14 protein-coding genes and 2 tRNA genes are annotated in these 15537 nt (G+C 65.3%); 5 read left to right on the forward strand and 11 right to left on the reverse strand.

The annotated features are described in order from the left end of the window. The first annotated feature begins 118 nt into the window (after positions 1-118). Positions 119-1636 (forward strand): acetyl-CoA hydrolase/transferase family protein, encoded by a 1518-nt coding sequence (locus LDO29_RS11475; RefSeq protein WP_224079903.1) that lies wholly within the window; start codon positions 119-121, stop codon positions 1634-1636. A 105-nt stretch (positions 1637-1741) separates the two neighbouring features. On the opposite strand, the gene LDO29_RS11480 is transcribed toward LDO29_RS11475, so the two are convergent. The 5 genes from LDO29_RS11480 to LDO29_RS11500 all read right to left on the reverse strand — a co-directional run bounded on the left by LDO29_RS11480 (position 1742) and on the right by LDO29_RS11500 (position 4564). After that, positions 1742-2092 carry a hypothetical protein gene (locus LDO29_RS11480; protein ID WP_224079904.1) on the reverse strand — a complete coding sequence of 117 codons (351 nt, stop codon included), beginning with the start codon at positions 2090-2092 and terminating at the stop codon, positions 1742-1744. 270 nt (positions 2093-2362) lie between these two features. After that, positions 2363-3340 carry a Bug family tripartite tricarboxylate transporter substrate binding protein gene (locus LDO29_RS11485; protein ID WP_224079905.1) on the reverse strand — a complete coding sequence of 326 codons (978 nt, stop codon included), beginning with the start codon at positions 3338-3340 and terminating at the stop codon, positions 2363-2365. Positions 3341-3731: 391 nt separating this feature from the next. Continuing rightward, positions 3732-3941 (reverse strand): type II toxin-antitoxin system RelE/ParE family toxin, encoded by a 210-nt coding sequence (locus tag LDO29_RS11490; RefSeq protein ID WP_224079906.1) that lies wholly within the window; start codon positions 3939-3941, stop codon positions 3732-3734. A gap of 86 nt (positions 3942-4027) precedes the next feature. Beyond that, positions 4028-4297 (reverse strand): type II toxin-antitoxin system ParD family antitoxin, encoded by a 270-nt coding sequence (locus LDO29_RS11495; RefSeq protein ID WP_224079907.1) that lies wholly within the window; start codon positions 4295-4297, stop codon positions 4028-4030. A gap of 191 nt (positions 4298-4488) precedes the next feature. Then, a tRNA-Lys gene (locus LDO29_RS11500) sits at positions 4489-4564 on the reverse strand. A 139-nt stretch (positions 4565-4703) separates the two neighbouring features. On the opposite strand from LDO29_RS11500, the gene LDO29_RS11505 reads away from it, so the two are divergent. Together LDO29_RS11505 and LDO29_RS11510 are read left to right on the forward strand one after the other, a co-directional pair. Continuing rightward, positions 4704-5612: a LysR family transcriptional regulator gene (locus LDO29_RS11505; protein WP_224079908.1), complete on the forward strand. Its 909-nt coding sequence runs from the start codon at positions 4704-4706 to the stop codon at positions 5610-5612. Between the two features lie 128 nt (positions 5613-5740). Further along, positions 5741-7132 (forward strand): 8-oxoguanine deaminase, encoded by a 1392-nt coding sequence (locus LDO29_RS11510; RefSeq protein WP_224079909.1) that lies wholly within the window; start codon positions 5741-5743, stop codon positions 7130-7132. Between the two features lie 115 nt (positions 7133-7247). On the opposite strand, the gene LDO29_RS11515 is transcribed toward LDO29_RS11510, so the two are convergent. Beyond that, positions 7248-7323: transfer RNA gene (locus LDO29_RS11515), tRNA-Lys, on the reverse strand. A 236-nt stretch (positions 7324-7559) separates the two neighbouring features. On the opposite strand from LDO29_RS11515, the gene LDO29_RS11520 reads away from it, so the two are divergent. After that, on the forward strand, positions 7560-7823 hold the full coding sequence (locus LDO29_RS11520) for a DUF1488 family protein (protein WP_224079910.1): 264 nt from the start codon (positions 7560-7562) through the stop codon (positions 7821-7823). Positions 7824-8000: 177 nt separating this feature from the next. On the opposite strand, the gene LDO29_RS11525 is transcribed toward LDO29_RS11520, so the two are convergent. The 4 genes from LDO29_RS11525 to folD all read right to left on the reverse strand — a co-directional run bounded on the left by LDO29_RS11525 (position 8001) and on the right by folD (position 13861). Beyond that, positions 8001-9800: a SulP family inorganic anion transporter gene (locus LDO29_RS11525; protein ID WP_224079911.1), complete on the reverse strand. Its 1800-nt coding sequence runs from the start codon at positions 9798-9800 to the stop codon at positions 8001-8003. A gap of 201 nt (positions 9801-10001) precedes the next feature. Beyond that, complete coding sequence (xth, locus tag LDO29_RS11530; protein WP_224079912.1) at positions 10002-10829, reverse strand: exodeoxyribonuclease III; 828 nt, start codon at positions 10827-10829, stop codon at positions 10002-10004. Further along, entirely contained in the window at positions 10826-12904 is a 2079-nt protein-coding gene (locus LDO29_RS11535; protein ID WP_224079913.1) for a M3 family metallopeptidase, read from the reverse strand. The genes xth and LDO29_RS11535 overlap by 4 nt, the downstream gene beginning before the upstream one ends. Before the next feature lie 105 nt (positions 12905-13009). Next, positions 13010-13861 (reverse strand): bifunctional methylenetetrahydrofolate dehydrogenase/methenyltetrahydrofolate cyclohydrolase FolD, encoded by an 852-nt coding sequence (folD, locus tag LDO29_RS11540; RefSeq protein WP_224079914.1) that lies wholly within the window; start codon positions 13859-13861, stop codon positions 13010-13012. A 177-nt stretch (positions 13862-14038) separates the two neighbouring features. Between folD and LDO29_RS11545 the strand changes: the two genes are divergently transcribed. Continuing rightward, on the forward strand, positions 14039-14719 hold the full coding sequence (locus LDO29_RS11545) for an energy-coupling factor ABC transporter permease (RefSeq protein ID WP_224079915.1): 681 nt from the start codon (positions 14039-14041) through the stop codon (positions 14717-14719). Positions 14720-14817: 98 nt separating this feature from the next. On the opposite strand, the gene LDO29_RS11550 is transcribed toward LDO29_RS11545, so the two are convergent. Next, the gene (locus LDO29_RS11550) at positions 14818-15450 is read right to left on the reverse strand and encodes a response regulator transcription factor (protein WP_224079916.1); all 633 of its coding nucleotides are present in this window, start codon (positions 15448-15450) and stop codon (positions 14818-14820) included. Positions 15451-15537: the final 87 nt, after the last annotated feature.

A 15537-nucleotide genomic window follows, 5' to 3' on the forward strand; every position in this document is an offset into this window, starting at 1 on the left:
TGAGTTTAAATCCGTGTGGGAATGTGGTGGCGTGGCTACACTGCCTTTCCAACACCCGACGCCATGAGCGGAGGGGGCGCACGGACGGAGCGGAACCGCCCGGCAACTGGAGATGAAGATGTACAAGGAACGCATTCGCCTGCCGAGGCTGCTCGACAAGGTTGTCTCGGCCGACACGGCAGCCGGGCTCATCCGCGACGGCATGACGGTGGGCATGAGCGGCTTTACCCGGGCAGGCGACTGCAAGGAAGTGCCATTCGCACTGGCGCGCCGCGCCGCCACCGAGCCGCTGCGCATCACGCTGATGACCGGCGCGTCGCTCGGCAACGACATCGACAAGGTGCTGGCACAGGCCGATGTGATCGCCCGCCGCTTGCCTTTCCAGTCCGATGAGACGCTGCGCCGCAAGATCAACGCCGGCGAAGTCATGTTCATCGACCAGCATCTGTCCGAAACCGTCGAGCAGCTGCGCTCCGGCCAGATTGCTCCGGTGGACGTGGCGGTGGTGGAATCGGTCGCGATCACCGAGCAGGGCGGCATCGTGCCGAGCACTTCAGTCGGCAACTCGGCCAGCTTCGCCATGCTCGCCCGCAAGGTGATCGTCGAGATCAACATGAACATGCCGCTGGCGCTCGAAGGCTTCCACGACATCTACTTCCCGGTGCAGCGCCCGTACCGGCAGCCCATCCCGCTGATTTCTGCGGAGCAGCGCATCGGCCTGCCGTATATCCCGATCGATCCGGAAAAGATCGCCGCAATCGTCATCACCGGCAAGGACGACAGCCCGTCCAGCGCGCTGCCGCCTGACGAAGGCACGCGCCAGATCGCCGGCCACCTGAGCGAGTTCCTCGGGCGCGAGGTGCGCGCGGGGCGCCTGTCGCCGTCGCTGCAGCCGCTGCAGGCCGGCATCGGCACGATTTCCAACGCCGTGCTGCATGGGTTGATCGAATCGCCGTTCCATGACCTGAAGATGTACTCGGAGGTGCTGCAGGACAGCACGATCGAGTTGCTCGACTCGGGCCGGCTCGCGTTTGCTTCGGCGTCGTCGGTAACGCTGTCGCGTCCGGTCTACCAGCACTTCCTGGCGAACCTGGAACGGTACCGGTCGCGCCTGGTGCTGCGGCCGCAGGAAATCAGCAACCATCCGGAGATCCTGCGCCGGCTCGGGCTGATCACCATCAACACCGCGCTGGAGTGCGACATCTACGGCAACGTCAATTCCACGCACGTTGGCGGCACGCACATGATGAATGGCATCGGCGGCTCCGGCGACTTCGCCCGCAATGCGCACCTGTCGGTCTTCGTGACCAAGTCGGTGGCAAAGGGTGGGGATATTTCCAGCATCGTGCCGATGGTGGCGCATGTGGACCACACCGAGCACGATGTCGACATCATCGTGACCGAGCACGGCCTGGCCGACCTGCGCGGCCTCGCGCCGCGCGAACGCGCCCGGCAAGTGATCGACAACTGCGCGGATCCGGCTTACCGCGACGTGCTGAACGACTATTTCCGCCGCGCCAGCCGTCTTGGCGGGCAGACGCCGCACCTGCTGGAGGAGGCGCTGTCCTGGCACGTACGCTACCGCGACCAGGGCACCATGCGCGAATCCCGGCCGCAGCATGCGATGGCCGCCTGAACGGCAGCGCCCATCATAAGCAAACAACAAAAACAATAAGCAAACAGCCCGCTCGCGCGGGCTGTTTTTCGTTTGCCGCCCGCTCAGGAGAGCGGGCAGGATGCCTTACTGCGACTTTGCCGCCGGCGCCTTGGCGCCATCGGTGTACGGGTCGTACTTGCCGGCCTTGGCGCCGTCAGTGTACGGATCGAACTTGCCGGACTTGGCACCGTCGGTGTTCGGGTCCACCTTCTTGCCAGCCAGGTCGGCCTTGGTCGACTGCTTGGCGCCGTCGGTGTACGGATCGAATTTGCCCGACTTGGCTGCATTCTGGTTCGGGCTCGCCTTCTTCTTGGCGTGGCTGCCGCTGTACAGGTCGCCGCCCTCCGTGTAGTTCTTCTGCGCGTAGGCAAGCTGGGTTGCACCGAAGGCAGCAAGCGCAGCAACAATCAGGGTCGGAACGGTCTTCTTGAGCATCTTCATCCTCGCGAGTGGCGGTCGCGCAGCGCCTGCGCGATCCGGTTGGGGCCGAGTTTAGCGGATCATCACGGCTACTGTACCGAGTCGGCGCTGGTCCGCAAAGTGAAACTTTCTTCTAAAGGTATTGAACGCCTTCTTGTCCGGGCCCGTCCTGTGCAAGGTCAAGGTTGACGCAGAATAAGTACCGGCACCCTGTCCATTGTGCGTGATGAGATACAAAAAAAGCCGGCTGATTCGCAGCCGGCTTTTTGCTGGGCGGATGCCCTTTTATTCGAGCGTGATGTTCTGGTCATGCGCAATCTTCTTGCGCAGGTCCAGTTCACGCTTGATCTGGGCGGCGTACTGCGCCGACGTGTTGCCGTCGGGGTATGCGCCGCTGTCCGCCAGGCGGCGTTTGACGGCCGGGTCCTGCAGGGCCTTGACGGCGGCATCATGCACGCGCGCGATGATGGCGGCGGGCGTGTTGGCCGGGGCGACCAGTCCATACCATGCCATATTGTTCATATCCTTCATGCCGGCTTCGGCGAAGGTCGGCACGTCGGGCAGGCCTTCCACGCGCTTGGGCGCGGCCACGGCCAGCGCGCGCAGCTTGCCGGCCTGGATGAACGGCATCGAGGACGGCAGGTTGTCGAACTGGACGTTGACCTGGCCGGCCAGCGTGTCATTCAGTGCCGGGCCCGACCCGCGGTACGGGATATGGACCATGTCGGTCTTGGTGATGTCCTTGAACAGCTCGCCATCCAGGTGCGAAATGCTGCCCTTGCCGGCCGACGCGTAGCTGTACTTGCCCGGGCTGGACTTGAGCAGCGCGACAAATTCCTTCAGTGTCTTGGCCGGAACCTTCGGGTTGACCGTCAGTACGTTCGGCACGTTCACCAGGTTGGTGATGGGCGCGAAGTCCTTGATCGGGTCATACGGGTTGCGGGCATTGGTGGCCGGGTTGGTGGCCATCGTGCTCACGGTGGCGATGCCGAGCGTGTAGCCGTCCGGCGCAGACTTGGCGAGCGCATCGGCGCCGATGACACCGCCGCCGCCGCCTCGGTTTTCCACCACGACCGGCTGGCCCAGTTCGCGGCCGAGCGCGTCCGAGACGGCGCGGGCCACGATGTCGGTCGTGCCGCCAGCCGCGAACGGTACGATCAGGCGAACCGGTTTGGTCGGGTAGCTCTGTGCCTGCGCGCCGGCGTGGAACAGGCCAAGGGCCGCGATGCAGGCTGCTGTGCCTGCTTTGAGAACTGCTTTCAAGGAGTGCCTCCGTTCTTCATTCACTGATTGTCGCCGGGGCCGGATACCGGGGGCGTTCTTCGGCGCGATTCTGGTTCGCCTGCGCTTGTCGGTGAATCCTCCGGCTTTGGCTTGGCAGGCTGGTCATCGTTGTGCGAAACCAGCCAACAACGTCGCGAGGATCTGATTCCGCGATGCGGAACTACGTTCCGTGTTGGCGCCGAGGGCCATTCAACAGGGAAAGGATGGCGAGTGGTATCGGGGAGAACCCGCGTATCAAGAAAAGAGGCGGGCTGCCGTATGGGGCGTGGAGCGGTCCGCCATCCATGATTGTGGCAACGCGTGAAAGCAGAAAGGCCAGCCTTGCGGCTGGCCTTGTTAGACAGGGTCTGCGATGCGGGCGAGGCAAAGGCTAATACTCAAGACGGGCATCAACATTCATGCGTTCATGGAGGATTCGTGCCACCCGGATTTCCTGATCGCCAATGGCGTACAGGATGAGATGACGCCCGATGCTGTAGATCCGGCACCCCTCGAACAGATCGTCCCGTGCGTTGCCCAGGTACGGGTTGGCGTGGAGTAAGTGCATTCCATCTTCGAGCTTGGCGGCATAGGCGACCATCTGCGCGTCGCCCCCAGGTCTCCAACGTGTACTGGAGAATGTCTGCCAGGTCTTGCTGGGTCAGTTCCGCAAGGACAATGCTCGCGTTACGGCGCGACAACAGGGTTCACCTTGCGCCCAAGCCTGGCGTTTTCCGCGGCAGCCTTCTTTGCTGCTTCCATATCCAGGGGAGCAGTCTTGCCCTCCTGAAGCTGGGCCATACCTTTATGCGCCTCTTCCCTGAAGAGTTCGTAACGGTCCCGCGCTTCCATGAGGCGCAACGCTTCCCGAACAACCTCGCTCGCGTTGTTATAAAGGCCGTTGGCGACCTTCTCCTTGACCATTTCTTCCAGTCTGGGCGTCAGATTGACGTTCATTGAAGCCTCCGTCACGCTACATATTGTCTTGTTCGAGCATATCAAGGATTGTCATAGATTGACAATCCTGGTCGAAAAGAGTCGTATGCGCCTCCTTGTATCGTCAGCACTGGCACGCTGCCGTCACGTTCCTGTCGCGGCGTGGAAAATGAAAAAGGCCAACCTTGCGGCTGGCCTTTTCTGGAATTCGCTGGTGGGGCGTGAGTGACTCGAACACTCGACCTACGGATTAAGAGTCCGCTGCTCTACCAACTGAGCTAACGCCCCAACGAAGAAAAAGATTCTAGCAAGGTATCTAGTAAGACGCAATAGGGGAGCCCAACTTTCTTTTCCGGCACTCGCGGCTACAATGCCGAGCTTCCCGATGCGCGTCGGATGCTGACGGCGCGACAACCAGACAACCGCCATGCATGCCCGGATCCTGCGCTATCTAGACGAGGTGGTACGCCGCGGTTCTATCCGCAAGGCGGCGGAGCATCTGCACGTGGCGCCAACAGCGGTTAACCGGCAGATCCTCGACCTGGAAGCCGAGCTGGGCGCACCGCTCTTCGAGCGCATCAACCGGCGCCTGCGCCTGACTCCGCTTGGCGAGATGGTCCTCGCGCACGTCCGGCAAACCTTGCGCGAGCACGAGGCGCTGCGCGAACGGATCGAAGAGTTCAAGGGCGCCCGGCGCGGCGAGGTGACGGTGGCGGCTACCGCGGGGCTGGCAGGGTCGTTGATGCCATCGCTGGCGCACGAATTCCGCCAGCGGTATCCGGGCATCGTCGTGCGCGTGGTGGATTTGCCGGTCGCCGAGATTGCTGCGGCCGTGGAGCAGGGCGAGGCCGACCTGGGCCTCGGCTACGACCTGCCCGACGCGCCGGCGCTGCGCGTACTGGCGACGAGCGACTGGCAGATCGGCGCCGTGGTGCCGCCCGGTCATGCGCTGGCTGCGCAACCGTCCGTCCTGCTCAGCGAATGCGTGGGCTATCCGCTGGTCCTGCCGGCGCCACCCCTTTCCATCCGCGCCATTCTTGATGATGCCTTTGCACGCAATGCGATCGACGTGACGCCCGCCGCCGAATCGACCTCGATGGCGCTGATCCAGCGCCTGGTCATGCTGGGCGGCGGCATTGCCTTGCTCAACCCGCTGGACATCATGGAGGAACGCGCGCGCGGTGCGCTGGTGCTGGTGCCGCTGCGCGACCGCTACCTGCGGCGCCAGACGCTTGCGTTGGTGGCTCGCGCGCACGGCGTGCTCAGCCCGGTGGCCGAGCTGATGGCGGGGAGTATCGGCGCAGCGCTGGCGGCGCTGTTCGCGCAGGGGCGCTAGCGATTCCGTTTCCGGCGCGTCATGGGGTGTCCACATTTTGTGGACAAGCCTGGCGAAATTCTGCGCTTTCGGATCAGCGGCACGCGTCTTAGACTCGCGCCATGCCAACCCGCCAGAGAATTGCCGATATGACCCTGATTGCCCTGAATGCCGATGTGCTGGTCACCATGGATGCGCAGCGGCGGGAGATTCCCGATGGCGCGCTGGTTGCCGACGGCCCCGCGGTGCGATGGGTCGGGGCGACGGCGGACTTGCCGCTCCAGTATCGCCGCATAATCGACGACGGCACGGCACAGGTCATCGACATGCGCGGCCACGTGGTGATTCCCGGCCTGGTCAATACACATCATCACATGTACCAGAGCCTCACGCGCGCGGTGCCCGCGGCGCAGGATGCCGAACTGTTTTCCTGGCTGACCAATCTCTACATGCTGTGGTCGCACCTGACGCCGGAGATGATCCGCGTCTCGACGAAGACCGCGATGGCCGAGCTGATGCTGTCGGGCTGCACGACCACGAGCGACCACCTGTATCTCTATCCGAACGGTTCGCGCCTCGATGACTCGATTGCCGCTGCGCAGGAAATGGGCATGCGCTTCCACGCCGCGCGCGGCTCGATGAGTGTCGGCCGCAGCAAGGGCGGCCTGCCGCCGGATGCGGTGGTGGAAGAAGAGGCTGCCATCCTGCGCGACAGCCAGCGCCTGGTGGAGCAGTATCACGACAGTTCGCGCCACGCCATGCTACGCATGGTGCTGGCGCCTTGCTCGCCGTTTTCCGTGTCGCGCGATCTCATGCGCGAATCGGCGGTCATGGCGCGTCACTATGGCGTGTCGCTGCATACGCACCTGGCCGAGAACGACAACGACATCGCCTATTCGCGTGAGAAGTTCGGGCTGACGCCCGCGCAGTACGCCGAAGATCTCGGCTGGGTTGGCCATGATGTCTGGCATGCCCACTGCGTGAAGCTCGACGAGGAGGGGATTGCGCTGTTTGCACGTACCGGTACGGGCGTCGCGCATTGCCCGTGCTCCAACATGCGGCTGGCGTCAGGCATCGCGCCGGTACGTGCGATGCGCGATGCCGGGGTCAAGGTTGGCCTGGGTGTCGATGGCAGTGCCTCGAACGATGGCGCGCACATGCTTGGCGAGGTGCGCCAGGCGATGCTGCTGCAGCGCGTCGGGTTTGGCCCGGCGGCCATGAGTGCGCGCGAGGCGTTGGAGATTGCCACGCTCGGCGGCGCGCGCGTGCTCAATCGTGATGACATCGGTGCGCTGGCGCCGGGCATGTCGGCCGATTTCGTGGCGTTCGACATGTCGGCCGTCGGCTATGCCGGAGGCGGGCATGACCCGGTCGCGTCACTGGTGTTCTGTACGCCTGCCAATGTGGCGACCAGCGTGATCAACGGGCGTGTGGTGGTTCGTGATGGGGAGCTACTGACCACTGACTTGCCGGTCGTGTTGTCGCAGCACCGCCGGCTCGCACGGACGCTGTTCGAGTGCGCTCGCGGCGGTGGCGCCTGAGCGTGCCGCGGCGCCTGTCAGCCGCAGGCGCCGAACAGGAAGTAGCCGGAAGAACAAGAGACCAAAAGACAAAAGGCCGGAAGCATCTGCTTCCGGCCTTTTGCTGTGTATTCGCTGGTGGGGCGTGAGTGACTCGAACACTCGACCTACGGATTAAGAGTCCGCTGCTCTACCAACTGAGCTAACGCCCCAACGAAGAAAAAGATTCTAACATGATTTTTGAATTTGTCAAACACCTGCATGCATCCGAGAGTTCGGGCGCGGACAAGCGCAGAGCTTGCGGCGTCGGCATCGCTCAGTGGGCGAATGGAACCGGCGCACCCATCCGGTGGTCACTCGATTGAGCGCATCTGCGAGGGTCGGCGCATACGATATTGCTCCGGCCATGTTAGGATGTTTCTCCACTTGCATATGGAGGGCTGCACCGATGGATATCAAGTTCCAAGAGCAAGAGCGCTACGACATCAACAATGAAGGCTTGTTGTTCCACGCCATCGTCAATGGCGAAAAGGTAACGTGCGTCGTGACACGCGAAGCACTGTGGGAAGGATTCAGCGCGGACCAGGTCCTGTCGCTGGAAGAAGCCTTCCGCGCCGGCCGCGACACGATCGAGCGTGCGGCGGTGGTGCTGATTGAGCAGGGCGTCCCGCAACCGGTCGTCGTCAAGCGCGCACACGTGGCGCCGGTCTGATCCGGATGGATGCCCCGGCCAGCCGCAGGCAAGCCGCGGGCGCCCATCTCGCATCAGTCGCATTCCGGTAGGGCGCTCTTCGCCACTGCCAACCCGTCTTACCCTGAGGCATCCGGTTATCTCCGGTGCCAGTCTCCCGCCTTCAACAAACCGGATCCTGGTTTTCTGACGCTGCCGTCACAGCGCTTCTGCGTGTGTTTGCGCGCCGGGGCGCTGCGCGCACTCTTCGAAGATGCGCGCGTGGCACTGCGCGCAGATATCGGGGGAAAGTTGCGCGATGATCGTGTGCAGTGCCTGACGCTTGGTCGAGAAGACATGGTCCGGTCCCAGCTTGGCGGTGAACCCGGTTTGTTCCCAAGTCTGCAGCACCTGCGTGCGCGGGCGGTGGAAGTACAGGTCGCCGCCGGCGGCGCGACGCTCGGCCAGTTCGGCTTCCCACATTTCCGCGCCCGCCAGGTCGATGAAGTTCATGCTCTTGGTCATGGCCAGCAGGTGCTTCTGGCTGGCATTGACGGTGCGCAGCCAGTGCAGCCGATCCGTCACGTACTGCACCGCGCCGAAATAGATGGCGCCCTCCATGCGCAGCAGCTTGAGCTGCGGACACTCCGGCTGCGGCCGCTGCAACTCGTCCAGCGGCGTGAAGCGGCGGCCCGGGTCGTCGGCGTCGGGCACGAGGCTGCGCACCGCGGGCCTTGACGTGCGGTACAGGTAGGCGACCAGCGAAAGGATAGTGCCGAGCAGCACCGCCATTTCCAGGCGGATCACCAGCGTGGCGGCGAAAGTGCCCACCGCGATGGCGAATTCGGTACGGCTCAGCGCGGCAATGCGGCGCAAGCGGGCAAAGTCGAACAACCCCCACGCCACGAGCAGCAGCATGGCGGCGATCGCGGCCAGTGGGATCTGCGCGAGCAGCGGTGCGCTGATGGCTACGAGCGCTACCAGCCACAGGGCCGAGAACACGCTCGCCAGCGGCGTCTTCGCGCCGGCTTCGAAGTTGGGCACCGAGCGGTTGAGTGAACCGCACGAGATGTAGCCGGAGAACAGGCCGCCCGCGATATTCGACAGCCCCTGGCCGATGAACTCGCGGTTGGCGTCGATATGCTGGCCCGAACGCAGCGCCACGGCCTTGGCAATCGAGATCGACTGGCCCAGCGCGACGATCGTCAGCGCCGACGCAATGCCGAGCAGGTCCGGCACGCTGCGCCAGGAGATATCGGGTACATGGAAGCTCGGGATGGCCGAGGGGATCGGTCCGACGACATTGACATGGTGTCCGCCACCCCAGCCGGTCCGGTTCAGCAGCAGGGCCACGCAGTATCCGGCCATGAGGCCAAGCAGCATGAACGGCAGCTGTTTGCCCAGGCGCTTGAATGCCAGCGTCGCGCCGAGCGTGACGGCGCCCACGGTGGCGGCGCCCCAGTTGATGGCATCGACGTTGTCGAACAGGAAGCGCAGCACACCGAACGCGCTGGTGCCCGTGGGCACTGCCAGGCCGAACAGGTCCTTGAGCGCATACAGGCCGATCAGCGTGGCCGCGCCGCACGTGAAGCCGAGCAGCACAGAAGGCGAGATGAAGTTGGCGAGCGTGCCCAGCCGCAGCGTGCCGACCGCCAGCTGCATCAGCCCGACCAGGATGGTGACCGCGAGCGCCAGCCCGATATACGCCGGGCTGCCCGCGAATGCCACGGGACTCAGCATGGCGAACAGTGCCAGCGAGTTGGCGTTGGTCGGCCCTGACATCACGTGCCAGCTCGATCCGAACAGCGCGGCGACGATGCATGGCACCACGGCCGTGTAGATGCCGTACTCCGGCGGCAGCCCCGCCAGCGTGGCAAAGGCCACGCCCTGCGGCAACACCAGCACGGCGCCGAGCAGTCCGGCCACCACATCCGCACGCAAGGTGGCTCGGGAGACGCGTTGTGTCCAGGGAAGCAGGTGCTGCAGCCGGGCGGCGGGGCTGGTTGCGGAGGCAGTCATTGGTTGGGCCGGATTTGCTTGCGGGCGTCGGCGGTGTGCTGTGCCGTGGCCAGGCTGGCCGGTACAGCCGTGCAGGCCGGCCACGGCAGGCGGGGGAGGCGGTGATGGCGGGGGCAGGCCAGGGTCATGGCGGCAGTGTAGCCGTCCCCACCGTGCGCCGCGAGCCGGGCTTGCCCGGACTTGCGTGCGCGTGGCAGGCGGTCAGCCGCAGTTGAGCGTGGCCACGACCGGCGTGTGATCGGACGGCTGCTCCCAGGCGCGCGGCACGCGGTCGATCACGCAGGCCGAGCAATTGCCGGCCAGCGCGGGCGACAGCAGGATGTGGTCGATGCGCAGGCCGGCATTGCGCCGGAACGCAAACATGCGGTAATCCCACCAGGAGAAGGTTTTCTCCGGCTGCTCGAACTTGCGGAAGGCATCGGCCAGTCCCAGTTCGACCAGCGCGGCAAACGCCGCGCGCTCCTGCGGCGAGACCAGGTTCTGGCCTTCCCACTTGGCGGGGTCGTGCACGTCGCGGTCTTCGGGCGCGATGTTGAAGTCGCCGAGCAGCGCGAGCCGCGGATACTTCACGAGTTCTTCGCGCAGCCACGCCGTCATGGCTTCGAGCCACTTCAGCTTGTAGACGAACTTGTCCGAGTCCAGTGCCTGCCCGTTCGGGAAATAGGCGCAGACCAGCCGGACGTCGCCGTACGTGGCGGCCACGACGCGCTGCTGCGCATCTTCAAAACCGGGGATGTTGCGCACCACATCGGTCGGGCCTGGCATGCTGGCATCGCGCGCGAGGATGGCAACGCCGTTGTACGTCTTCTGGCCCGTGTAGACGCTGTGGAACCCCGCGTTCTCCAGCTCCGCAAGCGGATACTTGTCGTCGGGCAGCTTCAGTTCCTGCAGGCACAGCGCGTCGATCGGCGCGCCGGCCTGCTCCTGTTCCGTCAGCCATTGCAGCACCTGCGGCAGGCGGACCTTGAGCGAGTTGACGTTCCAGCTCGCGATGCGAAGCGGGCCGGAGGTAGGCAGGGCCGCGCTCATGCCGCCATGCCTCCGTGGCGCAGCAGCGCATCGATCTGCGGCGCGCGGCCGCGGAACGCGACGAAGGAATCCATGGCGGGGCGGCTGCCGCCGACCGACAGGATCTCGCGCTGGTAGCGTGCGCCGGTTTCGCTGTCGAGCACCGTGCCCGAAAGCTGCGCGGCTTCCTCGAAGGCGGCGTACACGTCGGCCGACAGCACTTCTGCCCACTTGTAGCTGTAGTAGCCCGCGGCATAGCCGCCGGCGAAGATGTGGCTGAAGGTATTGGGCCAGCGCGACAGCGGGTATTGCGGCACCACGTGCACGCGGTCGTTGATCTCGCGCGACAGGCCCAGCACGGTCTTCGCGCCCTGCGGGTCGAAGTCGGTGTGCAGGTGCATGTCGAATGACGAGAACACGATCTGGCGCAGCGTCATCATCCCGTTCTGGAAATTCTTGGCCGCCAGCATGCGGTCGAACAGCGCGCGCGGCAGCGGCTCGCCAGAGTCGACATGCTGCGTCATACCGGTCAGCACCTCATATTCCCAGCAGAAGTTCTCCATGAACTGGGACGGCAGTTCCACTGCATCCCACTCCACCCCGTTGATGCCGGACACGCCCAGCTCACCCACCTGCGTCAGCATGTGGTGCAGGCCGTGGCCGAACTCGTGAAACAGCGTGATGACTTCGTCGTGCGTGAACAGCGCTGGCTTGTCGCCAACCGGTGCCGAGAAATTGCACGTGAGGTAGGCCACCGGCGTCTGCACCTTGCCGTCCGCGAGGATCTTGCGGCCCCGCGCGTCATCCATCCATGCCCCGCCGCGCTTGCCTTCGCGCGCGTAGAGGTCGATGTAGAACTGGGCCAGCAGCGTGCCGTCGGCCGCGTTCACGCGGAAGAAGCGCACGTCCTTGTGCCAGGTCTGCGACTGGTCGGGCTGGATCGTTACCGAGAACAGTCGTTCGACGGCGCCGAACAGGCCTTGCAGCACCTTGTGCTCGGGGAAGTACTGCTTCACCTCGTGTTCCGAGAACGCATAGCGCTGCTGGCGCAGCTTTTCGGACGCGTAGGCCACGTCCCAGGGGGCCAGTTCAGCCAGCCCCAGCTCGGCGGCGGCGAAGGCCTTGAGCTCGGTCCAGTCCTGCTCGGCATACGGGCGTGCCTTGACCGCCAGTTCGTCGAGGAACTTCAGCACCTCGGCCGGCGATTCGGCCATCTTCGGCACCAGCGAGACTTCGCCGTAGCACTGGTAGCCGAGCATCTGCGCTTCTTCGCGGCGCAGCGCGAGCTGCTCGCGCATATTGGCCGTGTTGTCCCAGTCGGACTGGCCGCTGCCGTATTGCGGGCCCTGTTCCGACGCACGGGTCACGTTTGCTTCATACAGGGTCTGGCGCAGCGCGCGGTCGTCCGCATACTGCAGCACGGGAAAATAGGACGGGAAGTGAAGCGTGAACTTCCAGCCGGCCTTGCCATCCTTCTCCGCCGCGTGGCGAGCGGCTTCCCTGGCATCCTCGGGCAGGCCGGACAGCCGCACCGGGTCTTCGATGATCAGCGCGTAGGCGTTGGTGGCATCCAGCACATGGTCGGAGAACGCCTTGGACAGCTGCGCCTGCTGTTCCTGGATTTCGGCAAAACGCGGCTTCTTGTCCTCGGGCAGTTCGGCGCCGCCCAGGCGGAAGCCGCGCAGTTCGTTCTCGATGAGCTGGTGGCGCGCGGCGCTCATGCCGGCGAACTCGGGGCTGGCTGCAAGCGCCTTGTACTTTTCGTAGAGTGCCAGGCTCTGGCCCAGTGACGACCAGAACTCGGTCATGCGCGGCAGGTTCTCGGCGTGGGCCTTGCGCAGTTCCGGCGTATCGGCGACCGCGCTCAGGTGGCCGACCACGCCCCAGGCGCGGCCCAGCGGCTCGGTGGCGGCTTCCAGCGCTTCTACGGCATTGGCCCAGTCGGACGGCGTGGCCGGGTCTTCAGCGCGCGCCACCGCCGCTTGCGCACGGTCAAGCAGCACATCCAGTGCCGGGCTGATGTGCTCGGGGCGGATCTCGGAGAAGCGCGGCAGGTCGGTGAAGTCCAGCAGTGGATTGTTGACGGCTTGGTCCATGGCGGTTCTCGGTTGTCTGGCCTGAAGAGGCAATGGCTTGCAGATGGGGGTAGCCCCGGTGCTTTTCCAGTGCCGTTGCGGCGCGTGCCGCAACGGCAGGGTGCCTTAGCCGGCGGCGCGCTCGGCGGCTTCCAGCGTATTGACCAGCAGCATGGTGATGGTCATGGGGCCGACGCCGCCCGGCACCGGCGTGATATAGCCGGCCACTTCGCGCACGCCGGCGAAATCCACGTCGCCGCACAGCTTGCCGTTGTCGTCGCGGTTCATGCCCACGTCGATCACGACCGCGCCGGGCTTCACCATGTCAGCGGTGATCAGGTTGCGCTTGCCCACGGCGGCGACGATCACGTCGGCTTCACGGGTATGCGCGCCGATATCGCGTGTCTTGCTGTTGCAGATGGTCACGGTGGCGCCGGCCTGCAGCAGCAGCATGGCCATCGGCTTGCCGACGATGTTCGAGGCGCCGACCACCACCGCGCGCGCGCCGCGCAGCGGGTAGCCGATCGATTCCAGCATCTTCATGCAGCCATACGGCGTGCACGGGCGGAACAGCGGGGCGCCGGTCATCAGCGCGCCGGCGTTGGCTACGTGGAAGCCGTCCACGTCCTTCTCCGGAGCGATGGCTTCGAGCACCTTGTGGCTGTCGATGTGCTTGGGCAGCGGCAGTTGCACCAGGATGCCGTGGATCTTCGGATCCTTGTTCAGGGCATCGATGCGGGCCAGCAGGTCGGCCTCGGACAGGTCGGCCGGGTAGCGGTCCAGCGACGAATGGAAGCCGTTGTCCTCGCAGGCCTTGACCTTGTTGCGCACATAGACCTGGCTGGCCGGATCCTCGCCGACCAGGACCACGGCCAGGCCGGGCTGGTGGCCGCGTTCGGTCAGGCGGGCGGCGCGGACGGCGGCTTCGGAACGGATTTGTTTGGCAAGGGCGTTGCCGTCGATCAGTTGTGCAGACATGGGGAGAAGGCGGGTTTGTGGCCGGGAGTGAAGGCGCCGTCGCGGGGCGGCGCCCGGCCGGCAGAGCTTAAAGGCGAATTATACGGGGTGACGGGCGACCGTTCCGCCCGCGATGGCCGCGCGGCTGTTTGACCGCTGGCAAGCCGGGGCGCCCAGCGGCACTGGTAGCATCGCGGCATGCACACCGCGCTCCCATCCCTGCTGTCCGATCCGCTGCTCATCTTCGTGGCCGTTGCCGGGCTCGGCTGGGCGTTGAGCCGCCGCCCCTGGCATCTGCTGCGGCGCGATTCCCTGCAGCATGCCTGGCTGGGTGCGATGGTGTTCGTGGCGCTGTTGTGGACGGTCCGCGCGACGCTGGTGGGCGGCCTCGTGATCCAGCTCCTGGGCGCCACGCTGATGGTGACCCTGTTCGGGCTGCCGCTGGCGCTCGTCTCGCTGTTCGTGGTCGACCTGGTATCGATGTTCGGTCTCGAGTACCTGGCCGGTCACAGCTGGGCCTCGTTCGACTGGCCTTCGCTCTGGGTGCGCTACGTCTGGCTGGCGTTGCTGCCGGCGCTGATTTCGGCCGTACTCCAGGGGCTTATGCGGCGCATGCTGCCACGGCATCCGTTCGTGTTCATCCTCGGGCACGGCTATTTCTGCGCGGGCCTGGCCGCCATGGGCGCGGGCGCGGCGGAGGCTGCCTGGCGGCACTGGATGGCACCCGGACTGCCGTTCAGCGCCGTCGACACGCTGGCGGCCATCGTCATCCTCGGCTTTGGCGAGGCGTTCCTGACCGGCATGCTGGTCGCCATCTTTGTGGTGTACCGGCCGCAATGGGTGGTGACGTTCCGCGACGAGGAATACCTGCGGCACTGAGGGCGGTGCGGGAACGGCGGGAACGGCGGGAACGGCAGAGGCGGCGGGAAAAAGGGGAACAGGGCGTGCCCCGGCGGGCGCCGGGGCAGCTTGCCGGATCAGCTGCTGCGCGACAGCGCCAGGCGCAGCAGGTCGGCCACGGTGTTGACGTTGAGCTTTTCCATGATGTTGGCGCGGTGCGCCTCCACGGTCTTGATGGAAATGCCCAGGTCGTCGGCGATCTGCTTGTTCAGGCGGCCGGCCACGATGCGCTCCAGCACCTGCTGCTCGCGCGTCGTCAGCTTGCCCAGCAGGTCCTTGGCGGCGCGCTGCTCGCGGGCGGCCGAGTGGTCCGTGCGGGCCTTCTGCAGCATGCGCTCGACCAGCGCGCGCAGCTCCGACTCGTCGAACGGCTTCTCGATGAAGTCGATCGCGCCGCGCTTCATCGTGGACACGGCCATCGGCACATCGCCATGGCCGGTGATGAAGACGATGGGGATGTCGATATTCTCGGCAATCATGCGTTCCTGCAGTTCCGGGCCGCTCATGCCAGGCATGCGCACGTCGAGGATCACGCAGGAAACCTGGCTGGCGTCATAGGCCGCCAGGAACTGCTCGGCGCTGCTGAAGGCGCGTACCTGGTAGCCATTGCCCTCCAGCAGCCAGGTCAGCGAGTCGCGCATCGCTTCATCGTCGTCGACGATGAAGACGGTCTCGCCGCGGTGAGGGGCAGGGTTTGGCGTTGCGGTCATGAAGTCTCCTGGGACAACCATTCATTTGCGGCAGAAGTGTAACCGGCCGCGGCGCTATGTAACAGATCCGGCACCCCACCGGCGTGG

The sequence above is a fragment of the Cupriavidus laharis genome, assembly GCF_914271435.1.
In the GTDB taxonomy this organism is placed as follows: domain Bacteria; phylum Pseudomonadota; class Gammaproteobacteria; order Burkholderiales; family Burkholderiaceae; genus Cupriavidus; species Cupriavidus laharis.